This is a genomic window from Variovorax sp. PBS-H4 (genome assembly GCF_901827205.1).
Lineage (GTDB): Bacteria > Pseudomonadota > Gammaproteobacteria > Burkholderiales > Burkholderiaceae_C > Variovorax.
The window spans coordinates 3249073-3271901 of the sequence record NZ_LR594675.1; the positions used below are offsets into that span (position 1 = coordinate 3249073).

The 22829-nt window shown below is 68.5% G+C and carries 19 protein-coding genes; 4 read left to right on the forward strand and 15 right to left on the reverse strand.

What is annotated here, in order from left to right; all coding sequences use genetic code 11:
• Positions 1-61 precede the first annotated feature (61 nt).
• Together E5CHR_RS15430 and E5CHR_RS15435 are read left to right on the forward strand one after the other, a co-directional pair.
• Positions 62-622: a DUF2239 family protein gene (locus tag E5CHR_RS15430; protein WP_162580661.1), complete on the forward strand. Its 561-nt coding sequence runs from the start codon at positions 62-64 to the stop codon at positions 620-622.
• A 134-nt stretch (positions 623-756) separates the two neighbouring features.
• Positions 757-2103, forward strand: coding sequence for an MATE family efflux transporter (locus tag E5CHR_RS15435; RefSeq protein WP_162583736.1), 1347 nt, complete (start codon positions 757-759; stop codon positions 2101-2103).
• Positions 2104-2217: 114 nt separating this feature from the next.
• Here E5CHR_RS15435 and E5CHR_RS15440 read toward each other — a convergent pair whose 3' ends face one another.
• Genes E5CHR_RS15440 through E5CHR_RS15465 form a run of 6 tightly spaced genes read right to left on the reverse strand, consistent with a single transcriptional unit; the run spans position 2218 to position 11171 of the window.
• The gene (locus E5CHR_RS15440) at positions 2218-3447 is read right to left on the reverse strand and encodes a hypothetical protein (RefSeq protein WP_197893858.1); all 1230 of its coding nucleotides are present in this window, start codon (positions 3445-3447) and stop codon (positions 2218-2220) included.
• A gap of 34 nt (positions 3448-3481) precedes the next feature.
• Positions 3482-4948 (reverse strand): Dyp-type peroxidase, encoded by a 1467-nt coding sequence (locus E5CHR_RS15445; RefSeq protein ID WP_162580662.1) that lies wholly within the window; start codon positions 4946-4948, stop codon positions 3482-3484.
• An 8-nt stretch (positions 4949-4956) separates the two neighbouring features.
• Complete coding sequence (locus E5CHR_RS15450) at positions 4957-6255, reverse strand: hypothetical protein (RefSeq protein ID WP_162580663.1); 1299 nt, start codon at positions 6253-6255, stop codon at positions 4957-4959.
• Positions 6256-6282: 27 nt separating this feature from the next.
• Positions 6283-6714, reverse strand: a complete 432-nt coding sequence (locus E5CHR_RS15455) for a hypothetical protein (protein ID WP_162580664.1) — start codon at positions 6712-6714, stop codon at positions 6283-6285.
• 59 nt (positions 6715-6773) lie between these two features.
• Entirely contained in the window at positions 6774-8636 is a 1863-nt protein-coding gene (locus tag E5CHR_RS15460; RefSeq protein ID WP_162580665.1) for a GMC family oxidoreductase, read from the reverse strand.
• Between the two features lie 6 nt (positions 8637-8642).
• The gene (locus E5CHR_RS15465; protein ID WP_162580666.1) at positions 8643-11171 is read right to left on the reverse strand and encodes a hypothetical protein; all 2529 of its coding nucleotides are present in this window, start codon (positions 11169-11171) and stop codon (positions 8643-8645) included.
• 393 nt (positions 11172-11564) lie between these two features.
• Here E5CHR_RS15465 and E5CHR_RS15470 point away from each other — a divergent pair, with 393 nt between their 5' ends.
• Entirely contained in the window at positions 11565-12023 is a 459-nt protein-coding gene (locus E5CHR_RS15470; protein WP_162580667.1) for a hypothetical protein, read from the forward strand.
• A 22-nt stretch (positions 12024-12045) separates the two neighbouring features.
• On the opposite strand, the gene E5CHR_RS15475 is transcribed toward E5CHR_RS15470, so the two are convergent.
• The 9 genes from E5CHR_RS15475 to E5CHR_RS15515 all read right to left on the reverse strand — a co-directional run bounded on the left by E5CHR_RS15475 (position 12046) and on the right by E5CHR_RS15515 (position 21547).
• Entirely contained in the window at positions 12046-13650 is a 1605-nt protein-coding gene (locus E5CHR_RS15475; protein WP_162580668.1) for an MFS transporter, read from the reverse strand.
• Positions 13651-13699: 49 nt separating this feature from the next.
• Positions 13700-15133, reverse strand: coding sequence for an MFS transporter (locus tag E5CHR_RS15480; RefSeq protein ID WP_162580669.1), 1434 nt, complete (start codon positions 15131-15133; stop codon positions 13700-13702).
• Positions 15120-16325: a multidrug effflux MFS transporter gene (locus E5CHR_RS15485; RefSeq protein WP_162580670.1), complete on the reverse strand. Its 1206-nt coding sequence runs from the start codon at positions 16323-16325 to the stop codon at positions 15120-15122. Before E5CHR_RS15485 ends, E5CHR_RS15480 begins: the two co-directional genes overlap by 14 nt.
• 203 nt (positions 16326-16528) lie before the next feature.
• Complete coding sequence (locus E5CHR_RS15490; protein WP_162580671.1) at positions 16529-17071, reverse strand: methylated-DNA--[protein]-cysteine S-methyltransferase; 543 nt, start codon at positions 17069-17071, stop codon at positions 16529-16531.
• A 10-nt stretch (positions 17072-17081) separates the two neighbouring features.
• Positions 17082-17702 (reverse strand): PqiC family protein, encoded by a 621-nt coding sequence (locus E5CHR_RS15495; RefSeq protein ID WP_162580672.1) that lies wholly within the window; start codon positions 17700-17702, stop codon positions 17082-17084.
• Positions 17699-19327: a PqiB family protein gene (locus E5CHR_RS15500; protein WP_162580673.1), complete on the reverse strand. Its 1629-nt coding sequence runs from the start codon at positions 19325-19327 to the stop codon at positions 17699-17701. Before E5CHR_RS15500 ends, E5CHR_RS15495 begins: the two co-directional genes overlap by 4 nt.
• Positions 19324-19986, reverse strand: a complete 663-nt coding sequence (locus tag E5CHR_RS15505; RefSeq protein ID WP_162580674.1) for a paraquat-inducible protein A — start codon at positions 19984-19986, stop codon at positions 19324-19326. Before E5CHR_RS15505 ends, E5CHR_RS15500 begins: the two co-directional genes overlap by 4 nt.
• The gene (locus E5CHR_RS15510; protein WP_162580675.1) at positions 19983-20606 is read right to left on the reverse strand and encodes a paraquat-inducible protein A; all 624 of its coding nucleotides are present in this window, start codon (positions 20604-20606) and stop codon (positions 19983-19985) included. Before E5CHR_RS15510 ends, E5CHR_RS15505 begins: the two co-directional genes overlap by 4 nt.
• Entirely contained in the window at positions 20603-21547 is a 945-nt protein-coding gene (locus E5CHR_RS15515; RefSeq protein WP_162580676.1) for a LysR family transcriptional regulator, read from the reverse strand. Before E5CHR_RS15515 ends, E5CHR_RS15510 begins: the two co-directional genes overlap by 4 nt.
• Positions 21548-21626: 79 nt before the next feature.
• On the opposite strand from E5CHR_RS15515, the gene E5CHR_RS15520 reads away from it, so the two are divergent.
• Positions 21627-22817 (forward strand): MFS transporter, encoded by a 1191-nt coding sequence (locus tag E5CHR_RS15520; protein WP_162580677.1) that lies wholly within the window; start codon positions 21627-21629, stop codon positions 22815-22817.
• Positions 22818-22829: the final 12 nt, after the last annotated feature.

The following is a 22829-nucleotide window of genomic DNA, read 5'->3' on the forward strand; positions in this document are numbered from 1 at the left end:
ATGCACAATTTTCACCCGGGTAGATTGCAAGATACCTTTTGCCCCGGGTATTATTCGCGGCATGTCCTCTGTTCCCGATCCCAGCCTTACCGCCTTTGCCGGATTCGAGCGTATCGCCGCCGGTCCGAGCGCCGAAGTCATTGCCCGATTGCGGGCTCGCACCGACGCGCAGCCGGTCTTCGTCTTCGACGACAGCACCGGTGAGCGTATCGATCTCGACCTGCGCGAAGGCATGTCCCCAGCGCCAGAAGGCGTCGCTGACGAGCAAGCCACCCGCGGCGTGGGCCGCCCCAAGCTCGGCGTGGTCGCACGCGAGGTCACGCTGCTGCCCCGCCATTGGGACTGGCTCAGCCGCCAGCCCGGAGGCGCCTCGGTTGCGCTGCGCCGGCTGATCGACGAAGCGCGCCGCGTCCATGCCGACCGCGATGCGCAGCGTGCCTCGCGCGAGGCAGCCTACCGCTTCATGAGCGCCATCGCGGGGGACCTGCCGGGCTTCGAGGAAGCGGCGCGCGCCTTGTTCGCCGGCGAAGGCACGCGCTTCGCGCAGCTCGTGTCGGCATGGCCTGAAGACGTGCGCGGGTACTTGCAGCAGCTGGCCGCCACGTCCTGGGGCGGCCAATGAAGCGCACGGTACCCACCCAGTCGATGGAGGCCGAAGACGTGGAACATGCAGGCGAGATCGTTGCTCCTCCGGCAACCGCGACCGATCCGGTGCCCCCGCAGATCGCCTCGAAGGCCGATGCGCGCGGCGCCGCCATGGCCTCGCGCCCGCTGTGGAAGACCTTCCTGGTCTTCCTCGCGCCCATGCTCCTGAGCAATATCCTGCAGTCGCTCTCCGGCACGCTCAACAACGTCTACCTGGGCCAGATGATCGGCGTGGGCGCGCTGGCAGCGGTCTCCAGCTTCTTCCCGATGATGTTCTTCTTCATCGCCTTCACCATCGGCCTGGGCGCGGGCGCCTCGGTGCTGATCGGCCAGGCATGGGGTGCGCGCGAGCCCGAGAAGGCGCGCGCGGTGGCGGGCACCACGCTCACGGTGGGCGTGCTGTTCGGGCTGTGCGTCGCGGTCTTCGGAGGCGCCTTCACGCAGCCGATGCTGGCCGCGCTGGGCACGCCCCCCGACATCCTGGCCGACGCCACGCGTTACGCCCGCATCATCCTCATCGCGATGCCGGGCCTGTTCGTGTTCCTGCTCTCCACCGCGATGCTGCGCGGGGTGGGCGACACGGTGGCGCCGCTCTACACGCTGACCATTTCCACCGCGCTGGGCTTGGTGATCACGCCGGCGCTGATCCGCGGCTGGTTCGGCCTGCCCCAGATGGGTGTTGCCAGCGGCGCCTGGGCCACGGTCATCTCCTTCGTGGTCGCGACAACCTGGCTCGCCTTCCACCTGCGCCGCAAGAAGAGCCCGCTGGCGCCCGACGCCGGGTTCGTGCGGCACCTGCGCGTTCGCCCGACGCTGCTGAAGGCGGTGCTGAAGGTGGGCGTGCCGACGGGCGTGCAGATGATCGTGGTGTCGCTCGCCGAGCTTGCCCTGCTCTCCTTCGTCAACGCCTACGGCTCAGGGGCCACCGCGGCCTACGGCGCGGTGAATCAGGTCGTGGCCTACGTGCAGTTCCCGGCCATCTCGATCGCCATCGCGGCCTCGGTGCTGGGAGCGCAGGCCATCGGCGCCGGCCAGATGCAGCGGCTGGGCGCCATCGCGCGCACCGCGCTGATGATGAACCTGGTGCTGACTGGCGGCCTGGTACTCCTTGGCTACCTGTTCTCGCGCCCGCTGATGGGTTTCTTCATCACCAGCGAGCCGGTGATCGAAGTCGCGCAGACGCTGCTGCACATCATGCTATGGAGCACGGTGATCTTCGGCATGGGCGCGGCGCTGTCGGGGATCATGCGCGCGAGCGGCTCCGTGCTGGTGCCGACGTCGATCTCGATCTTCTGCATCGCCCTGATCGAGGTGCCCGTGGCATGGTGGCTGAGCCATCGCATAGGGCTCAACGGAATCTGGGTTTCGTACCCGGTGGCCTTTGCGGCCATGCTGACGCTGCAGGCGAGCTACTACCGGTTCGTGTGGCGCAAGAAGACGATCCGGCGGCTGATTTGAAGCGGGCGGGTCAGGCGTCAGCGTCATCAGAGCGCCGACATGCCCGAATATCTCTGTCCATTGCATGTCGGAATTTGCGCGTGAGGCGGGACTCGGTGCTTCAGCTGACTTTGACTAGTCGAATACTTCGTCTCCGTTGGGCTCGTAATGCGGCACCGCATTCATGTCATGCCGCAGCTTCGACAGCTCCCAGTACATCCGCCGACGCGCCCGGCTCTGGTTCCCGAGGGGCCGGTGCTCGGGCGTGGTATGCCAGGGGTTGTACGAAAGCTTCTTCGCGAATTCCATCTGCGCAGGCGAATCGAAGCTCTGCGTCGGGATGCGCAGCGTGGCCACGCTGACCCGCGGCGACAGCCTCTCGGGCCACAGCACGCCCGCGTTCTCGATGGGCATCAAGTGCGGGTCGGTCTGCATCTGCAGGCGGATGTCGAACTCCACCTCTTCCCTGCTCAGAGTCGCGGCCATGGCCTGGCGCAGGTAGTCGTCGGGCGGGCGCAGCGGCAGGCGCGGGATCGGCGTGCGCTTCGTCGACTTCGGCCATACCGAGTACTGCATCGCCTGGCCTTCGCCCAGCAGATACGGCACGCAGCTGAAGTACGGCGCCTCGAGCGGGCTGGACTGGGTCTTGATGAAGAGCGATTGCATGACCAGGTCCAGCATATGCGGCTCGCGCAGGTTGACGAAGTAGAAGATCTGCGCGTTCTTCACGCTCTCTATCTGCAGCGCTGCGTTGGCCTTGACGTCAGGCGTGACGAAGGTGGGCGTGGACACGCCGAACATGTCCAGCGTGTACTGCTCTTCCTCCATCAGCTTCGGGCCCGGCACGCCCATGAGCTTGATGCTGATGCTCATGAAGCCCACGTCCTCGATGTCCGGCGTGATGTAGGGGCCCGGGCCTGAGAAGCGCACCCAGGCGCGGAAGCGCTGGGGCTTTGCATAGATGCCGCGCTTCATCTGAACCGGGATGTCGTCGTGCACGATGAACTCGCCGCGCACGATGCCCTGGGTCTTGGTGTTGCCGCCCCGCTCGTAGCCGCCGGGCTTCCACAGGTCGCGCATCTGCTGCGTGAAGCTGCGGACGATCGAGTCCACGAACTCTTCCTCGCCCGGCAACAGTCTTTCTTCGGCGATGGCGAGGCCCTCGTTCGGGCGGCGGCTATTGATCAGCGCCGTCGTCAGGCGTGCCAGCGGATCGCGCAGCAGCGCGTCGAAGGCCGGGCGCATGAAGGGATCGAAACGCCGCTCCAGCCGCAGGATTGCCATGCCGGAGTCGCTGATGAAATTCTTCAGCGCGGAGCCGGTGTTGGCCGGTGGCGCGGGGCGGCTCGCGTTCGAGTGGGTCATCGAATCACCTCGCGCGCAGTTGTCGCCGGCGCGCTCATGACGACCGCGCCTCCGACAGATAGCGCAACGCGCGAATGCCGGGCATGAAGAAGTACGCGCCTCCCATCACGGTCACGAACTGCGGCAGCCCCGAGAGCCGGCGATCGGGCCCCGTACCCACCGGCATCGAGAAGCTGTCCGTCGGGCTGCCGTCCACATCCGGCAACCGATGGCCCAGCAATGGATCGGACTCGCCCGAAAGGCCATCGAAGCGCGTGCCGGCCATCCAGGCGTTCTGGACGAACTCGAACTGCCGCGCGATGTTGGCACCCAGGCAGATGAAGTGCAGTCCCGCTTCCTCACCCGGCGCTCCTCCGTACTCGCGGCCGCGGCGCAGCAGGCGATGGAAGCGCGCGGACGCGACCAGGTCGGGACGCAGCGGATCCGCGCCGAAGCCGAGCCGCCGCCACAGGCGCGACAGCGGATTGGCCCAGCCCGGCGGCAGGTCGGCATTGCGCGGGTTGGCGCGGCGGATGTGCGCGCCGAGGGGACAGCGCAGCCCGTCGGGATCGCTGCGGTAGGTGAAGCCGTTGCGCCGCTGCGCGTCGTGGTCGATGCCGTCGATGTGCTCCCGGCCTGACCCCACGAGCGCCTCGCCGCCGTCCATCTTGCGGCCGACCATGGCTTCGGCCAGGCGCCGGCGCAGGGCCGGGTCGCCGCCGGCCTCGCGGTCGAGGAACTGCCAGAAGCCGCCCACGTCCTGGCGCAGCTGCCGCATCACCAGGTAGCTGCCGTTGCGCCCGATGTCGGCCAGGTCCGGCGCATCCTCGGCACGGGGCAGCATCGCGCCGGGGTCGCGTTGCGGTGCGAGCAGGGGACGATCGGTGTACGCGCCGTACTCGTTGGGATAGCCCAGGAGGTACTCGCCGAGGGAGGACCGATTGGTGAAGGCGAACTGCTCCTCGTCGCGGGCCGGACGCTTGCGCTCCCAGTCGACACGCGGCTGCGAGATCCCGTCGACGAAGCCGAAGGGTTCGGTGTCGCGCAGCCGGGCGGTAAAGAGGCAAGCCATCTCCTCGAAGCCGGATTCGCAATCGGCACGCGTGGCCGCGAGCCACGCGTCGAGCTGGCCCGGCATTGCGTACAGCATGAGCAGCACATGCGGCACGTCGTGAGGGGCGCCGCCCCACCGCCAGCCCATGGGACCGTTCGCCCCGAGGTCGCCGAGCCGGCGCGCCCGGCTGCCATCGCTGCTCATGCCGGCCAGGAACTCCGCCGAGAAGCCCTCGACAATGTCGCGTGCCACGCCCAGCCTGTGCAGGCCGGGGGCGCTGATGGCGATCTGCAGCGCGGTGCGCGGCGGCGGCTGGCGCTCGACGGCCGGCGTGACCGGCGCATGCGCGAGCCAGGCGCGCGCAGCCTTGGCATCGCGGATGCGCAGCAGCACGAAGCAAGCCTGCGCCAGATGCTTGTAGCCGTAGCGCACCAGGCCCTGGATGTCCTCGAAATCGACGCCGGTCATGCCACTGCTCATAGCAACCTCAGCCACGCGAGCGCTTCCGCATCGCTCATGCCCACGCGCTCGAAGCCTTCGCGGATGCGCCGGTTGCGTTCCAGGTCGCTGAGGGTGAGGCCCGGGTAGGCCTTGTACCAGACCTCGGTCGGCAGCTGGTGGCCGCGCTGGTAGTACTTGAAGGGCAGCTCCCGCCGCGCGCCCTGCTTGATCAGCCACGCAGTGCGCGGCCAGCCGAAGCCGTTGCTGAAGACCAGGTTGAGTCCCCACGCGACCTTGTTGATGAAGTCGTCCATGTAGGCCTCGTGGCTGCCGTCGTAGTTGCTGGTGAACAGCACCCGGATCTTGTTGTCGAGGAAGACCCAGTGCGCGAAGTGGATGGTGCGCACGCGTCCCAGGTGCCCGCGCGCGAAGACATGCCGGCAGCCCCACGCGATCGCGAGCAGCAGCACCTGCACCAGCGCGCGCCGGAACCAGCCCGGCTTGACCGCCCCCAGCGCGGTGAAGCTGTTGCTCGGGCCGTGGTCCTCCAGCTCCTGCATCTCACCCACGGCGGCGGCGCGCGGACGTGGGCAGTATTCGAGGTCGGCGCGCTCGTGCCGGCGCAGCAGCACCAGAAAAAACGGCAACGAGATCAGCAGCAGCGGCGACAGCAGCACTGCAGCCAATGGAAGGCCGATCGCGTGCAGGGCGTTGCTTAGCCACCAGCCGAGCGGCGTCGGCGCCGGCGGCGTCAGCAGCAACCGGCCTGCCGCCTGCTCGGAACGCACGAAGTTCACAAGGTCCCGCCGCAGTGTCTGCGGATCGACTGCCGCTTTGCGCACGCCGCGCGGCACCCGCGCCGCCAGTGCGCGCTGCAACGCGCTCTCTTCGCGGATCTGCTGAACGGTGCGGCCGATGCGATTGACGTAAGGTGCGGCCACCGGGCGGTCATGCTCGATCAGCCACTCGAGAAGGTCGTCGCGCAGGTCGAGGCTGCGGCAATGCGAGAAGATGCGGCGCAGGCCCTCGCCCGCCTGCTGCACCATCTCGGCCAGCTGCGCTTCGGCCGGGCCGTCGCAGTCGCCCATGAAGAGCAGGTAAGTCGGCAGCTTGGGCCGCGGCAGCCCGAAGACCTCGAAGTCCGCCATGGTCGCGTCGCCCAGTATGGCGAAGCGGGCGAAGTGCAATCGCTCGAAGGCGCTGAAAGGCAGCACTGCATTGGCCGGATCGGCCGTGCCCGGCGCGAGGGTCATGGTGGCCAGCAGCTTGCGCAGCCCTGCTTCGCGTCCGGGGGCGATGGCGGCGACCACCACGAAGTGCGATTGCGGAGTCACTGCATCAGGTTCTGTGGGCAGGTCGCACTAGAACTCGAGGCAGAAGTCGATCAGCCGCTCCTTCCCCCAGTAGACCTTGCCCAGGTAGAAGGCCGGCGAGACCATCCGGATCTCGTCCCGGATCCAGTGAGCCACCACCGAGGTCTTGGAGTAGTCGAGCACGATGCACTCCTTCTGGTCCAGCCAGCTGTCGCCTTTGTAGACCTTGGCCACGATGGCCTGGATGCCGAAGGGGCTGACCTTGTTCTTCAGCACGCCGTTGGCGGGGTCGAAGACCTTGCCCTGCCAGCCGAAGAAGTTGATCATCTTCGCGATCGACTGGGTGTAGCGGGTGCCGGGCGCGATGATCGCCGTGCCCTCTGCCTCGCCCGACGGAATTTCCCCCGCCGGGCTGGTCGTGAAGAGCTCGTCGAGCTGCTGCTGCGTCATGTCGAGCAGTTGCTGTACGTCGTAAGCCATGCGCCATCTCCTCGAGTGAAGACCCTGCCGTCCGAGTGTCCGGCCAGGGTCGGGGGCCGTCAATTCGCCGAAAGTGGTGTGCGCGCGGCCGTGCGCAGCACCGCATCCGCCGCCTTCTCCGCGGCCATGTAGACCGCCGAAGCGACGAAGAACCCTGGGATGCGCGGGAACACCGAGGCATCGACCACGCGCAGCCGCGGCACGCCGTGCACCGCGAAGTTGCCGTCGAGCACCCCGCCCTGCTCCGGCGGCCCGATCGCGCACGAGCAGGAGGCGTGGTGGCCCCAGGCCGTATCGCGCACGTAGCCGGCCAGCGCCTCGTCGCTTTGCACCGCGGGGCCCGGCGCGGTTTCCTCGGCGATCCATCCCTTGGCCAGCAGCGGCGCCGTCATCCGGCGCACGAGGCGGATCGCCTGCACCACGGCCTTCAGGTCCTCCGCGCCGGGATCGTCGGTCTCGTCGAAGTAGTTGAAGTCCACCAGTGGCGTGTCGCGCGGATCGGCCGAGCGCAGGCGCACCGTGCCGGCTCGGTTGCGCGTGTGGCCCTTCAGCACGGCCCAGGTCAGCTGGTCGGGCTGGTCGCGTATCAGCGCCGAGAAACCAGGGAAATAGCCTTCGAAGCGCCCCAGCAGCGCCATGCAGAAGAGATCGGGCTCCGCGCCCGGCTGCGCCGCCAAGCTCGAGCGCTGCACCACGCCCAGGGCCGCGCCGTTGGAGGCATACATGCCAAGGCGCCCTTCGCTCCAGCGCCGCCACAGCGTGTCGTCGCGATCGAAGCGCGCGCCCTCCAGCACCTCCCACGACCGGCGCATGCGGTGCGTGACGGCGATCTCGTAGCGGTCCTGCAGATTGCGGCCGACGCCGGGCAGCGCCGCGCGCAGAGCGATGCCGTGCCGGCGCAGCTCCTCCTCCGGCCCGATGCCAGAGAGCATCAGCAACTGCGGCGTGTTGAAGGCGCCACCGCACAGGATGACCTCGCGCCGCGCCCGCGCCTCGTGCCGCTCGCCCTCGGCCGTGCTGGGTGCCGCATGGGCGCGGTACAGGTGCGCACCCTTGAAGTACTCGACGCCGCAAGCTGCGCCTGCCGGGTCGAAGAGCACGCGCGCGGCCAGTGCATCGAGCTCGATGTGCAACCGCTCCGGGTGCTTCTTCGACACGGCCAGCAGCCGCTCGCGGATGCCCGCGCGCCGATGCGCCGAGGTGGACAGCGGCGTGTAGCACAGGCCCTCGAAACTGCCCGGCCACAGACGCCGTGAATTGGGGTCGCCCAATCCGCCGCGCAGCCAGCGCAGCGTGCTGCGCACCGGCGTGGGCAGGCCGCCGGCGAAGACGCCCGCGCTGTTGCGCAGCACGCGCATCAGCCCGCCGTCGCCGAGCACCGTGAGCGGGATCGCCTTCTCGGTGCGCAGCCAGCCGCCCCAGCCGTGTCCGGTGGGATCGAGCCCCACGTGGCGCAGCACCCGCCACAGAGGCCGGTGCCCGCAGTTCTCGATGCGCTGCGCGTAGTGGCGCATGCGCGAAGCGCGCCACGAGCGGTCGCCGGTCATCCGCGCGATGTGGTTCCAGTCGGAGGCGTGCGGCAGCATGAAGATCATCGCGTTGTGCGCGCTGCACCCGCCCAGCGCCGCCGCGCGCGGGTACAGCACGCCCTGCCCGGTCTCGTACTTCCAGTCGCGGGCTTGCCGCGCCTCGTCGGCATAATGCCGCACGCGAAAGCTCCAGCTGATGGCGGGGTTCTCGCAGGCGAAGGCGTGGAAGGCCGGTACGTCATAGTCATCCGGCAGCCGCGGCGCCGTGGCCCGCGGGTCGCCACCGGCCTCGATCAGGAAGACCCGCATGCCCGCCTCGGCCAGCCGCGCGGCCAGCGTGCCTCCACCGGGGCCGGAGCCGACGATCACGTAGTCCCATTCGGCTTCAGCCATCCGAGATCAAAAGGTCTTGAGGAAGGCGATCAGCGCGCGCTTGTCCTCGTCGTTCAACTCCGGTTCGCGGCCGAAGGCTTTCTCGTCCTCGCTCAATCCGTCCTGCCTGTTGAACTGCGCGGTGCCGAAGTAATGGCCGCGGTTGACCACGAAGTCGGGGCACTTGCTCAACTGCATCATCGGCTCGCGCAGCTTCGAGAAATGCGCACGCAGTTGCTCGTCGGTCGCATTGACCGGGGCGCTCTTCAGCGCGCGCCTGAGCTCGATCAGGAGCTCGCCCACGTCGTGCACGTGGGTCGCCTTCTCGTGCAGGCTGTCGCCCTCTGCCCGCAGCTTCAGATTGGCGAGCAGCGCCACCGGCGTGCCCTTGGGGATGGGGCCGAGCACGATGTCACCGTCCTTCTCGGCCAGCCACGGTGCCCAGCGGTGCAGCGTGCCTTGCAGCGGCCGTAGCGCCTCTGGCACGAACCCGGTCGGCACCGTCACCGTGCTGCGCTCGGTGGTTCGATCGATCAGGCCTTCTACCTTCTCGCCCAGCTCCGGGTCACGCTCGCGCCGCTCGGGCCACAGCATCTGTTCGATCGAGGCCTCGAAGCTGCGCAGGCGGGCATTCACCGAGGGATCGATGTCAAAAGGCCCCACCGTGTTGTTGAGCAGCAGCGGCGCGGTCGACCAGACACTGATCAGCGAAGGCACGCGCGTGTAGCCGCGCCCACCGCCTGGCATTGCATAGGGCCGCGGCTCGCCGCTGAAGGGATCGCGCAGCGTCACCGTGCCCACCGAGGGCAGTTGCTTGTAGGTTTGCGAGGAGAAGTCGTTCCAGATGTTGCCGGCCAACGCATTGGTCGCGAGCGGGCTGCAGATGTTGGTGCGCAGCAGCGTTACGGGAATGCGCGCGTCCGTCGACAGGTAGTTGCCCTGCAGGAAGTCCGGCGCCTGCACGATCTTGCGCATCTCGACCTTGTACTCGTCGCCCTGCGTCCACTTCCAGTAGCGCTTGAAGCAGTCAAGATAGCCGGCGCCGGCGCACTTCGCGGGCGTGAGCTCCAGCGCGGGTGGCGGTGTCGGCGTCTTGCTCGAGTGGCAGCGTGCGCAGGTGTCGGCGAAGGCCGTCTTGCCACGTTCGAGCAGGCCCGCACCGGCCTGCAGGTGCTCTGCGCCGCCGGGCGCGTCCTGGAGCCGGTCGGGTTGCGCCGCCTTGAGGAAGAACAGCGCGGTGTTGGGCGTGCCCGCCTCCGTCGCCTGCCAGTAGCTCGAGTTCTTCTGCGCTGCCGCGATCGGTATCGGCGTGATCGTCTTGCCGCCCACCACCGGATTGAAGTGCAGCAGCCATTCTTCGCTGAACAAGCCGATGTTGAGGTAGACCCGGTTGAGCGCGCCCAGCAGGCCTACCGAATCGGCGCCGTCCTTCAGCACATGCGGCGTACGCACTGCATCGGGCTTGGTGAAGAAATCGAGCAGCGGCCCGCTGGCAACGAAGTCGTTGAACTGCTTGTTGTGCAGTTCGCCGCCGGCGAGCTTCTCCTGCCCGATGCGCTTGGCCATTCCCAGCCGCGCGCCGAAGTCGTACACCGCATTCATCGTGCGCGGGTTGTTGATGCTGTCGGTGGAGACCAGCGAGGTGTCCATGCTGCCGGGCCGATAGGTGTGAGCCAGCTGGAACATGTAGTTGGCGCGGCCTTCGGGCTTGTTGGCGTTATGGATGAACAGCCGGTCCACCCACATGTACTGCGCGCCCACCGACGAACTGAGGTTCTCGAACTTCGGGCTGTTCGGGTCGGCCGGCGGCTTCACCGGGCTGGGGCCGATGTGGCAGAAGCCGCAGGACATGCCCACGCGGTAGGGACGCACCAGGTCCTTGCGGTTGTAGTAGCTGGGGTCGGTGTAGTACTTCTCCGCGTCCCATTCCTTGGCTGCCTTGGCATCGAAGGCCGGATTGGGAAAGAGCCTGAGGCCTGCGATGCCCGTGCCCCATCCATAGAAGGAGCCCACCGGCTGCGTGCTGCCATCGCCCAGCGGCTGGCCGCGCGATCCGATCTTGACGCCCGGGTACTTGCTCTCGTTCTCGAAGGGGTCGGGGCCGCAGTCCTTGCTGCGCACGTCGAGCCAGAGGCCGCGGCGCGATGTGTCGGGACCGGTCGCGGCCTCGAAGCAGGGTTCGTTGACCAGGCCGAAATAGCTCCACCGGTTGGCACGCGAATAGCCGAGCGTCGGATGCGTGCTCACCACCTTCAGCAGGTCGAAGGCGCCGAAGGTGTAGTCCGTCATCTGTGTCCAGAAGCGGTCGTTGCCGCCGCTCCAGACCAGCCACATGTTGCGGCCCGTGACCTCTTCGGGCGTGAGCGCGATGCCGCGGTCCATGTCGTGGAAGTAGTCCTCCGTGGCATGCGGGAAGGAGGCCACGTCGCGGCCGGCCTGTTTGGCTTCATCGAGCACTTCACCAGGCTTCGGGCCCTTGCTGCAGGCGGCGATGCACAGGATGGCTGCCAGCGGCAACAGCACTCGCTTCGCCGCGGAGCAGCGTGTTGGGATCATGGCCATTCCTCCTGCGTCCGACACGTGTCGGTGAACGGGGGATCACGACGCGCAGTGTGGGCGGGGGTGGTGCGGCTTGCCTATCAGCCATGCGCGCTAACGCGAAGGGCGTAGGTGGGGGGGCTCACACCCTGAGTCACTTGCGGTACCGGGGCAGGTACGGCGACAAGGGGTCCACGTGGACCCCGCAGGCCTGGATCGAAAGCGTACGCCGCCATCAGCCGCAAACGCAAATGCAGCTTCTTCGTCGCTATCGAAAACCCCGCTATTGACGACAAGGCCATCGAGCCCGTCTAATGCCCCTGCCCGTCAGCACCGAGCCAGCAACCCTGGTGCTGCCTCAGCCGGCCCAGCCGAGATCTCGCATCACTACACCAGCAGCGGAGGAAAAAAATGAGCGTGCACAGACGCATTGACGGCACCTGGGTCCGTCTGAGTTCGGAAGAGCACGATGATGCCTCCGCGCACGCCGGTGAAGAGCCTGAAGACCTCGAAGCCCTCGCTCAGGATTCGGCCTCGGCCATGCAAGTCCGCAGGGCATTCCTGTATTGCTCGGTACTTAATTTCTCCCTTTACGAACTGCTGGGTCTCGACGACGCCGATACCAAAGACTTCGTGGTGACGCTCGACCCTGCGCAGTACGTGCACATGCTTCGAACCGCTGCCCAACTCGCTCCCACCGCACTCGATCGAGAAATCGGCCGCGACGCCGGCTTCATCGAAAGCGTCGAGTCCGGCGACATCGACCTGGTGGAGTATCCCGTGCAGTTGGCATTGGACATTGCGCGAAGCACTCGATCTTCCGCCAGTCGACTGATCAAGGTCTTGGAGCAGGCAGCCAAGCGCTCCTAGAGACTCTTCGTGCCACTGGCCCTCAACGCGGCCTCGGCACCGCCGCCCTCGCCTCACTCGGCCCACGCCCGATCATCACCCACGCACTCAGCGCACTCAGCAGCGCGAGCCCTGCGCAGATCAGCATCACCCACCGAAATCCCGCGACAAAGGACTCGGCCACTGCGCGCTTGAGTGCCGCGGCAGCCGCTGCATCAATGCCCGGCGGCAACTCCGCCCCCGCCAGCTTGCTCCGCTGCCCTTCGATGAACGCACTGGCCTGCGCCGACGCCCCTGCCTCGCGCAACCCTTGCGCCAGCACCGAATCGAAGACCCACGCCATCACCACGCCGAACACGGCAATCGCCAACACCGACGCCGCACGCGATACCGCGTTGTTCACGCCCGAGGCAATTCCCGCCGCCTCGGGCCCGACCGCATTCATCACCGTCGTCGTCAGCGGCGCCACCGTGACTGCCATGCCGAATCCCAGCACCACCACCGCGGGCAGGAAAGCCGTCCAGTAGTTCGCCCCGACGCCCGGCACCGCGAAGAGTGCGAAACCCGCGGCCGCAATGCTCGGCCCGACCACCAGCGGCAATCGTGGCCCGAAGCGATCCACGAGTTGTCCGGCCCAGCCCGAGAGCGCGAACATGATCAGGATGAACGGCAGCAGCGCGGCACCCGCGACGGTGGCCGAGTAGCCCTGCACCTGGATGAGGTTGAGCGGAAAGAAATACAGCCCGCCGCCCAGCGCCGCATACAGCAGCAGCGTCAGCAGGTTGGCGCCGGCAAAGTTGCCGATGCGCATCAACGACAAGGGCAGCATCGGAGATTCGACACGCCGTTCGACCAGCACGAAGGCCACGCTGCTCACGACCCCGATGACCAGGGCCGCCAGCACGGCCGCCGAGCCCCAGCCTTGCGTCGGCGCCTCGATGAAGGCATACACGATCCCGCCCAGTGCCGCCGTCGCGAGTACGGCGCCCCACGCATCCAGCCCGCTACCGGCCGAGCTGCCGCGGCTCTCCGGCACATGGCGCCACGCGATCCACAGCACCACCAGCGCCATCGGCACGTTGATCAGGAAAGCCCACGTCCACGAATAGTGATCGACCAGGAAGCCGCCGAGCACCGGCCCGATGGCCGCGGTGATGCCGCTCGCGCCGGACCAGGTGCCGATGGCACGGCCTCGCTCCTTCTGTCCGAAATTGGCGCTGATCAGCGCCAAGCTGCCAGGCACCAGCAGCGCCCCGCCGATGCCCTGCACTGCGCGCGCCAGGATCAGCTGCTGCACCGTGCCCGACAGCGCGCATGCGATCGAGGCCAGCGCGAAGAGCACGACGCCGAGCGCGAAGATCCGCCGCCGCCCGAACAGGTCCCCGAGTGCTCCGCCGACCAGCAGCAGCGCCGCCAGGAAGAGCGCATACGACTCCACCACCCATTGCGCCTGGAAGGCCGTGGCGTTGAGCTCGCGCTGGATCGCGGGCAGTGCGACGTTGACCACCGTGCCGTCGATGAAGGCCATGCTCGAGCCGATGATGGCCGCGGCCAGCACCCAGGGCTTCGAGCGCTGCGGACATGGCGCGGCTTCGCTGCCGTGCAGGATCAGGGTGTCGTCGCCCGGGGGCTTGCCGATCTGAGTCATTGAAGGAGTATGGCCGCCGGTGCCCCCGCGTCCAAGCCCGTCGGCTGCCTCAGGCGCTGCGCGTACGCGGTTCGCGCGTACGCAGCGTGCTGCACACCGCGGCCACGGCCGCGCAGGCGGCGGCCAGGCCGAGCGCAATGAACGGCCCGCGCCCCGCGTGCGGAGGCCAGATGCTGAAGATCCCCGCCAGCAGCACCGCACCCAGGGTCTGGCCCGTGAGCCGCGCAGTACCCAGCATGCCGCTGGCCGCGCCGCTGCGGTGGCTGGGCGGCGAAGTCACGATGGTGTGATTGTTGGGCGACTGGAACAGGCCGAAGCCGAGGCCGCACAGCGCCATGCGCCAGACGATGTCGGCATTGCCCGGCTGGGCCGGCAGCGACGCGAGCAGCACCAGGCCGAGCGCCAGCACGCTCAGGCCGATGCCGCCGAGCCAGCCGTCGGGGTAGCGGCCGATCAGCCGCCCCGCGATCGGCGCCATCACCACGATGGCCAGCGGCCATGCGGTGATCAGCAGGCCCGCTTCCACGTGCGTGCTCCCGAAGGTTTCGAGCAGCAGGAAAGGCAGCGCGATGAAGGACAGCATCTGCGCGCAGAATGCGGCCACCGAGGTCCCCATCGACAGCGCGAAAACGGGGATCCGCAGGAGGTCCACGGGGAACAGCGGCATGGCCAGCGCACGCTGCCGCCGCAGATAGACGAAGCCCACGGCCACGCCCGCCAGCAGCAACGCCCAGGCGATGGGCGCAGGGCCCTGCCCCGACCCGCTGCGCACGCCCAACCGGTCGGCACCGACGAAAATCAGCGCGAACATCAGCACGTTGAGCAGCACGTCGACCCACGAGAAGCGCTCGCCGGCAACGGCGGCCGCTCGTTGCCCCGGCAGTGCGCGCGCGCCCAGCGCCAGCACCAGCAAGCCCAGCGGCACGTTGAACGCGAACAGCCACGGCCACGAAGCCACCGAGAGGATCGCCGCCGCCACCGAAGGGCCCGCCACCGAGGCGCTGGCCACCACCACCGAGTTGAGCGCCATGCCGCGGCCCAGCTGCGCGCGCGGATACACCACCCGCACGAGCGCGGAGTTGACGCTCATCAGCCCGGCAGCGCCGAGCCCCTGCAGGGCGCGCGCGGCGATCAGTGTCTCCAGCGAGTCGGCCAGCATGGCAACCAACGAGGCGAGCGCGAACAGCGCCATGCCGCACAGGTACACGCGCCGGTAGCCCACCAGGTCACCGAGCGAGGCCAGCGGCAGCAGCATCACCAGCGTCGCGATCTGGTAGGCATTGACGACCCAGATCGCATGCGCGGGATCGGCCTGGAGCTCGCGCGCGATGCCCGGCAGCGCGAGGTTGACGATGGTGCCATCGAGCACCGCGACGGTGATGCCCATGATGATGACCAGCATCGCCCAGCGGCGCTGCGGCTGCGGCAGCCCGTCCGTGGCGGGCGCCTGTTGCGCGCGGGCAGCCGACTCAGCGTGTCGCATAGGCCACCGGCCGGCGTCCGCCAAGCGTGAACCAGGTGAGCACGACGGCGGCCAACGCGCCGGCCGCCATGCCCGTGACCATCGGCAGCGGCCGGCCATCGGTGAACAGGCCGATCACCGCCATCACCACCGCGCCGGTCAGCATCTGCAGCGTGCCGAGCAAGGCGGAAGCCGTGCCGGCAATGGCGCCGTGCTTCTCGAGCGCGAGCACCGAGGTGGTCGGGATGACCAGGCCCATGAAGCCGCTCGCGATGAAGTACAGCACGATGAGCGCCTCGAGACGATCGCCCCCTGCGAGGTAGTACGCGAACATCGCGAGCATCACCAGCCCGCAGGCGCTGACGCTGGCCTTGACCACGCGCACGATACCGAAGCGCTCGCACAGCAGGCCGTTGAGCTGGGCCGCACCGAAGAAGGCCGCGGCGTTGATGCCGAAGGCCACGCTGTAGAGCGTCGGCGAGAGCCCGTAGTGGCCGATCATCACGAAGGAGGAGTTGGCCAGGTAGGTGAAGAAGCCCGCCATTGCGAAGGCGCTGATGAAAACGAGCCCGAGGTAGTGCGCATCGCGCAGCAGCACCCCGTACGCCCGCAGCGCGCTGCCCAGGCTGCTTTCGACGCGGTCCTCTGCCGGCCGCGTTTCCGTGAGGGTCACAGCCATCAGCGCGAGGCCGGCCGCGGCGGCGAGCGTCACGGCCCAGAACACGCCGCGCCAGCCGGCGAAGGCGATCACCGCGCTGCCGGCCAGCGGCGCCAGAATGGGCGACACACTGAAGACCAGCATCAATAGCGACATCAACCGGGCCGCGTCGGTGCCGGTGTGCAGGTCGCGCACCACGGCCCGCGGAATCGCCATGCCGGCGGCGGCCCCCAGTCCCTGCACGAAGCGCAGCACGATCAGGGTCTGGATGTCGGTGGCAAGTGCGCAGCCCACACTCGCCGCCGCGAACAGCAGCAGTCCGAAGTACAGCGGCGGCTTGCGTCCCACCATGTCCGACACCGGGCCGTAGATCATCTGGCCGATGCCCAGCGAGATGAAGAAGGCTGTCAGGCTCATCTGCACTGGCCCGATGCTGGCGCCCAGGCTCGCGCCGATCTCGGGCAGCGCCGGCAGGTACATGTCGATGGCGAAAGGCCCGATGGCCGAGAGCAGGCCAAGCACGAGCGCGATCCTGAAGAAGCGCGAGGAAGTCATTGCCCGATTGTGACCAAGGCCGCAATGGGCGCGTGCAAGCGGCAACGGCCCTGCTGTGCTAGGCCGTGATCCGCAACGAGTTTTCCCTCTATTCGAATCATGCCGGTCGCCGACTCTGACTCGAACGAATACATGGTGACGCGACTCGATGGAGCCGGTGCCGGATTCCGCCCACACGTGTGGGCCCCCGGCGCGCTCGCGACTCAGAACAGGGGCGCCGTGTCGCTCGGTGGGCGCGCACCCTCGATCAACAGCATCCGGAGCTTTGCCTCCGCGCCGCCGTGCGCCGAGAAGCCGCCGGGCTTGCCACCCGCAGCGAGGATGCGGTGACAGGGCACCACCGGCGCGAAGGGGTTGTGGCCCAGCGCCTGCCCGACGGCGCGCGAAAGTCCCTTGTCGCCCAGCTCCGCAGCGATCTCGCCGTAGCTGCGCGTATGGCCGGGCGCGATGCGGCGGGCGATGTCGTAGACGCGGCGATGGAAGTCCGGCACGCCTTCATAGTCCAGCACGATCTCCGCCAGGTCGCGCAGCTCGCCTGCGAGCAAGGCACGGATCGCAAGGCAGGCGGCCTGCGCCGCGACCGTGGGCGCCGTTTCCGGCGCCTGTGCAAAGCGCTGCCGCATGCGCGCGCGCGTGGCACCCTCCCCGGCTTCCGGCAACTGAACGCCAACGATGCCGCGCGGACCCCACGCAATGCCGCAGGCGCCGATCGCGGTGTCGAACAGCGCGAAGCCTTCGGCGTTCATTTGCACCTGCTCATGGCGGGCATGCGTTCGCCGCATTGGCCTGCATCGCGGTCACGCTGCGTGCAATGGCGTCAGCGAGCCGTGCCGTCGCGCGCTGCGTACCGCGGGCAAGTTCGTCGATGCCGCCGCCGACCGGTTCCGAGACGAAGAGCTGGCAGGCGGCGGCGGGGTTCTCCTCGGTTCGGCGCACGGTCCAGCTGAAGCCCGCGTCGACGCGGCTGCTCTCCACCGCATCGAGCTGCCGCAGCTGCACCGCGATGCGCGTCACCGGCTGCCCGCGCGGACGCCCGGCCTTGGTTGCATCGACAGCGCCGAGGCGCTGCGCAATGCCGCTGCCCAGCGCGTCTCGCAACTCGTTCTCGAACGAGGAGGACCAGCGGTGCTGCTCCAGGATGTCGACCTCCGGGCCGGAGCCCGAAGTCTTTTGGCGCACCACGAGCTGCGGGCGCACGAAGCGCTCGGGCATGGCGACGGGCGCCAGCTCGATAAAGCCCGCGGTGCCGGTGGACGCGGACAGCGCGGCCGGTGCCTCCGTATCGGCGAGGCTGTAGTACCGGGGCGCCGGGCTGGCGCAGGCGGACAGCAATGCGGCGGCGGCCCATGCCAGGCCATGTGCTCGGATGGTGTTCATTTCTTCTTGTCCTCCGGCTTGCCGCGCAGCAGCGACTCGGGGTGGCGCTCGAGGTAGTCGGTCAGCACGCGCAGCGAGCCTGCCGCGCGCGTCACCTCCTGCAGCGTCTGGCGCATGTCCTGCTGCAGCGGCGAATCGTCGGCCAACGTCTTCTCCGCGCTGTTCAACGTCTTGCGCACGTCCTTCATGGCCGCGGCCATCTCAGGGCTCACGTCGTTCTTCAGGCTCGCGGCCAGTTGCTCGGCACTGACGAGGGTCTTGTCCAACGTGGCGAGCGCCTTGCGAAGGTCGCGGCCGATCTCCTCGAAGGGCACCTTGTTGAGCTTGCGCGCGATGTCGCCCACCTGCGCCTGGATCTCGTCCAGGCTGTTGGCGACAGTGGGCATCTCGATCGGGTTCTGGTCGACGTCGACCTTCACCGCGGGCGCCTTCGGGAAAAAGTCGAGCGCCACGTAGACCTGCCCGGTCAGCAGGTTGCCAGTGCGCAATTGCGCACGAAGGCCCTTGTCGATCAGGAACTTCAGGCGTTCGGCCTGCGTGTAGCGCGACTCCTGCATACCGAGGCTGCCGCGGCGGCGCAAGCGGTCGGGATAGACCTGGACCAGCACCGGCATCTTGAACTCGCGCACCTGTGGATCGAACTCGACGCCAATGGACTTGACCTCGCCGATCTCCACGCCACGGAAGTCCACCACCGTGCCCGGCGACAGGCCGCGCAGCGACTGGTTGAAATGCATCAGCAGGAGTTGCGAAGGCCCGTCGGGCTCCTTCATGGCGGCGGACTCGTCGTCTGCCAGCGCGAAGGTCGTGTTCTCCTGCGCGACCTGGCCTTGTGCATCGTCGGGCGCCTGGAAGGCGATGCCGCCGAGCACGATGGTGGCGAGCGACTGGGTGCGCAGCTTCACACCGCTGGCGCTCAGCTGCACGTCGAGGCCGCTGGCATGCCAGAAGCGCGTGTTGATGCCCACGAATTTGTCGTACGGCGCGTTCACGAACACGCGCAGCGTGACGCCTCGCCCGTCGCCGTCGAGCTCGTAGGCCGCGAGCTGGCCGACCTTGATGCGCCGGAAGTACACCGGGGAGCCGATGTCCAGCGAGCCGACGTCGCGCGCGCGCAGCAGGAACTGCTTGCCCGATGCGTCGCGGGTGACGATGGGCGGGGTCTCCAGTCCGGTGAATTCGCTCGCCGTCTCCTCGGAAACGCCCGCGTCCGCCCCGATGTAGGCGCCCGAGAGCAGCGTGCCCAGGCCGGAGATGCCCGAGGTGTCCAGGCGCGGGCGCACCACCCAGAAGCGCGTGTCCTCGGCCGTGAAGCTCTCGGCCTCCTTGTTCAGCTGGACGGTCACGCGGACGTTCGACCGGTCCCTGGCCAGGCGGATGTTCTGCACGGTGCCAATCTGCACGTTCTTGTACCGGACGGCGGTCTTGCCGGCCTCCAATCCCTCCGCGGTCTCGAAGGTCAGCACCACCTCCGGCCCGCGTTGCGTGAGGATGCGCGCCAGGAGCCCGATGCCGACCAGCGCGGCCACGATGGGGATCAGCCAGATCAGCGAGGGCAGCCAGTTGCGCCGTCTGACCACGACCGGCCTGGGCAGCGGCTTCGTCTCGTCCTGCGGGTCGGTCATACCACTTGTTCCTTGCTGGGCATTCGGGGTTCGGGCTCCTCGTTATCCATCATGTCCTCGGTGTCCCAGGTGAGCCGCGGATCGAAGCTCAGCGAGGCCATCATGGTCAGCACCACCACCGCGCCGAAGGCCCCGATGCCGATGCCCGCCGTGATCTCGGCAAAGCCCTGGATTTGCACCAGGCCGGCCAGCAGCGACACCACGAAGACGTCGAGCATGGACCAGCGGCCGATGACCTCGAGCGCCTGGTAGAGCCTGGCACGTTCCGGCTGGCGCCAGCTGCTGTGCCGCTGGGCCAGCACCGCCAGAAGAACCAGCGCCGTGAGCTTGAAGAGCGGCACCAGGAAGCTGGCGATGAAGATGATCGCTGCCAGCCCGTAGGCACCCGAGACCCAGAAGTAGATCACGCCGGACAGGATGGTGTCGTACTGCGTGCCCAGCAAGCTCTTGGTGATCATCACCGGCAGCAGGTTGGCCGGAACGTACATGATGCAAGCCGCGATCAGGAAGGCCCAGGTGCGCTGGAGGCTCTGGGGCTTGCGCCGATGCAGGTGCGTGCCGCAGCGCCCGCAGGGCTCGTCCTCGGCGGCGCCGCGCCAGACCGTGCCGCAATGGCTGCAGCTCCGCAGGCCGAGTTCGGCGCCTGTCTGGATCGTCATGCGCGCTGCCCCGGCCGGGGCTCCTGCGCCATCTCCCAGAAGGTCCGCGGGTTGAAGGAAAGCACTGCGGTGAGCAGCACCGTCAGGCCCATGAAGGCCCACAGCGCCGGGCCGGCGACCACCTGCGCCAGGCTCGACAACTTGACGATGGCGACCAGCACGCCCAGCAGGAAGACCTCGACCATTCCCCATGGCCGCACCATCTGCAGGATTCGCACCAGGATGCCGAAGCCGGCCGGCTGCCGCTCGCGGGCCATTGGCACAAGCAGGTAGAACAGGATGCACAGCTGCACCAGCGGGAACAGGATCGTCGTGGCCAGCACCAGCAGCGCCACCAGCGACATGCCTTCGGTACCGAGCGCCACCACCGCGCCCGCAAGCGTCGTCTGGCTGTGCAGGCCCTTGACCTGGATCTCGACGATCGGGAACAGGTTGGCGATCGCGAACAGGATCAGGCTGGCCACGGTGAGCGGCAGCACGCGCGCAGCCTGGTCGCCGGCGTGCCGGTCGAGCTCGGTGCCGCAGCGACCGCAACGGGCCACCTGGCGCCGGCGAAGCGGCTGGCGCTGGTAGACCGCGTCGCAGCCTTCGCAGACGATGGCTTCGGGAACTTCCTTCATGGTCGTGAATGGCGTGGGCCGGCGGCCCACCGGGTCTTATTGTCGGCGAGGCGCGCGGCCAGGTAGTCGAGCACCGCCCGGATGCGCGCCGGCAGCCGTCCAGCCTTGCCGAGGTAGACGGCGTGGACCGGTACGGTGTCGCGCGGGTTGAACTCTTCCAGCACCGGCACCAGCCGGCCGGCGTCGATGTCGGGCTGGATGTGATAGAGCGAAAGACGTCCCAGGCCCACGCCCTCCAGCACCAGCCGGCGCAGCGTCTCGCCGTCGCCGGCGCGCACCGTGCCGATCACCGGCATGTCGACCGAATGTCCGTCGACCCGCAGCGGCCAGTCGGCCATGTGGCGCTGGTAGGTGAAGCCGATGCGGTTGTGCGCCTCGAGCTCCTCGGGCGTACGCGGCGTGCCGAAGCGCCCCAGGTACCCAGGCGAGGCGACGATCGCCTGTGCGGTGTCGAACAGATGCCGCGCCACCAGGTCGGAGGGCGGCAGCGGGCCCCAGCGGATCGCGACGTCGGTGCGTTCGTCCATCAGGTCGACGACGCGGTCGGTCAGCACGATGTCGAGCGTGACCTGCGGGTGCAGCTCCAGAAAGCGCGGCACCAGCGGCATCAGGACGCAATGGCCGAAGGAGTAGCTGGCATTGATGCGCACCCGCCCGCGCGGCGCGGCGCCGGCGGCGGCGCAGCGCTCGGCTTCGTCCATGTCGGCCAGCACGCGCACGCTGCGCTCGTAGAAGTTCTGTCCCTCGGGCGTGAGCTGCAGCTTGCGGGTCGAGCGATGCACCAGCTGCGTGGCCAGCCGCGCTTCGAGCCGTGCGACCAGCTTGCTGACGGCCGAAGGCGTCATGCCCAGCACGCGGGCGCCCGCCGAGAAGCTGCCGCGGTCGACCACCTGGACAAAGGCTTCCATTTCGCCGGAGCGGTTGACGTCGGTGCGGGCCATATGTGAATTCAAGTCACAGTTCTGTGTCCGGCGGGCATTCTAGTCATGTATGCCGGGAGCCCGCACAGTACAGGACATCATGCCCATCGCCCTCCTCGCCCTCACCGCTGGTGCCTTCGGCATCGGCACTACCGAATTCGTCATCATGGGCCTGCTGCTGCAGGTCTCGGCCGACCTTCATGTCTCCATCGCGGCCGCAGGCCTGCTGATCTCGGGCTACGCGCTCGGGGTCGCGGTCGGCGCGCCGCTGCTCACCATCGCCACGCGGCGCATCTCGCGCAAGACCGTGCTGCTCGCGCTGATGGCGATCTTCACGCTCGGCAACATCGCCTGCGCGCTGGCACCCAGCTACGAGACGCTGATGGCGGCGCGGGTCATCACCTCGCTGGCACACGGCACCTTCTTCGGCGTCGGCTCGGTGGTGGCGACCGGCCTGGTGGCGCCCGAGAAGCGCGCTTCAGCCATTGCGGTCATGTTCACCGGCCTCACGGCCGCCACCATGCTCGGCGTGCCGGCCGGCGCGTGGCTCGGGCTGCACTTCGGGTGGCGCTCGACCTTCTGGGCGGTGGCGCTGATCGGCGTGCTTGCCCTGGCCGTGCTCGCGCTCTTCGTGCCGCGCGACCGCAGCGCGAATTCGCTTGCCTCCGCGCCGCTGCGCGAGGAGCTCGCGGTGCTGGCCCGGCCGCAGGTGCTGCTCGGCCTTGGCATGACGGTGCTGGGCTATGCCGGCGTGTTCGTGGTCTTCACCTATATCCAGCCCCTGCTGACGCGCATCACCGGCCTGTCCGAGGCCGCAGTCTCCCCGCTGCTGCTGCTCTTCGGCGGCGGGCTCGCGGTCGGCAACATCCTCGGCGGCAAACTGGCCGACCGGGCACTGATGCCGGCCGTGCTGGGCACGCTCGCGGCGCTGGCCGCTGTGTTGGCAGTGATGCAACCGGCGCTGCAGGCCGGCGCGACCGCGGCCCTGTTCGTCGGCGCGCTGGGCATCTCGGCCTTCGCGACGGTCGCGCCGCTGCAGCTGCGCGTGCTCGAGAAGGCAGCCGGAGCCGGCCAGAACCTGGCTTCCAGCCTCAACATCGCCGCCTTCAACCTCGGCAATGCGCTGGGCGCCTGGGTCGGCGGCACGGTGATCGACCGCGGCCCGGGCCTGGGCGCACTGGGCTGGGTGGCGGCGCTGCTCACGCTGGTGGGCTTGGCGATTGCGGTGTGGGGCCGCGCGCTCGACCGGCGCGATCCGGCGCCCGTGGACTGCGCGCCGGCGCGCACCTGAAGTCGCCTTCTT

Coding starts and splice junctions, on each gene's coding strand:
- E5CHR_RS15490 (WP_162580671.1), bottom strand. CDS start 17,071: ATGAACGCCGAAGGCTTCGCGCTGTTCGACACCGCGATCGGCGCCTGC.
- E5CHR_RS15435 (WP_162583736.1), top strand. CDS start 757: ATGGCCTCGCGCCCGCTGTGGAAGACCTTCCTGGTCTTCCTCGCGCCC.
- E5CHR_RS15455 (WP_162580664.1), bottom strand. CDS start 6,714: ATGGCTTACGACGTACAGCAACTGCTCGACATGACGCAGCAGCAGCTC.
- E5CHR_RS15485 (WP_162580670.1), bottom strand. CDS start 16,325: ATGACTTCCTCGCGCTTCTTCAGGATCGCGCTCGTGCTTGGCCTGCTC.
- E5CHR_RS15515 (WP_162580676.1), bottom strand. CDS start 21,547: ATGGCCCGCACCGACGTCAACCGCTCCGGCGAAATGGAAGCCTTTGTC.
- E5CHR_RS15470 (WP_162580667.1), top strand. CDS start 11,565: ATGAGCGTGCACAGACGCATTGACGGCACCTGGGTCCGTCTGAGTTCG.
- E5CHR_RS15510 (WP_162580675.1), bottom strand. CDS start 20,606: ATGAAGGAAGTTCCCGAAGCCATCGTCTGCGAAGGCTGCGACGCGGTC.
- E5CHR_RS15440 (WP_197893858.1), bottom strand. CDS start 3,447: ATGACCCACTCGAACGCGAGCCGCCCCGCGCCACCGGCCAACACCGGC.
- E5CHR_RS15520 (WP_162580677.1), top strand. CDS start 21,627: ATGCCCATCGCCCTCCTCGCCCTCACCGCTGGTGCCTTCGGCATCGGC.
- E5CHR_RS15460 (WP_162580665.1), bottom strand. CDS start 8,636: ATGGCTGAAGCCGAATGGGACTACGTGATCGTCGGCTCCGGCCCCGGT.
- E5CHR_RS15445 (WP_162580662.1), bottom strand. CDS start 4,948: ATGACCGGCGTCGATTTCGAGGACATCCAGGGCCTGGTGCGCTACGGC.
- E5CHR_RS15475 (WP_162580668.1), bottom strand. CDS start 13,650: ATGACTCAGATCGGCAAGCCCCCGGGCGACGACACCCTGATCCTGCAC.
- E5CHR_RS15430 (WP_162580661.1), top strand. CDS start 62: ATGTCCTCTGTTCCCGATCCCAGCCTTACCGCCTTTGCCGGATTCGAG.
- E5CHR_RS15495 (WP_162580672.1), bottom strand. CDS start 17,702: ATGAACACCATCCGAGCACATGGCCTGGCATGGGCCGCCGCCGCATTG.
- E5CHR_RS15500 (WP_162580673.1), bottom strand. CDS start 19,327: ATGACCGACCCGCAGGACGAGACGAAGCCGCTGCCCAGGCCGGTCGTG.
- E5CHR_RS15480 (WP_162580669.1), bottom strand. CDS start 15,133: ATGCGACACGCTGAGTCGGCTGCCCGCGCGCAACAGGCGCCCGCCACG.
- E5CHR_RS15465 (WP_162580666.1), bottom strand. CDS start 11,171: ATGATCCCAACACGCTGCTCCGCGGCGAAGCGAGTGCTGTTGCCGCTG.
- E5CHR_RS15505 (WP_162580674.1), bottom strand. CDS start 19,986: ATGACGATCCAGACAGGCGCCGAACTCGGCCTGCGGAGCTGCAGCCAT.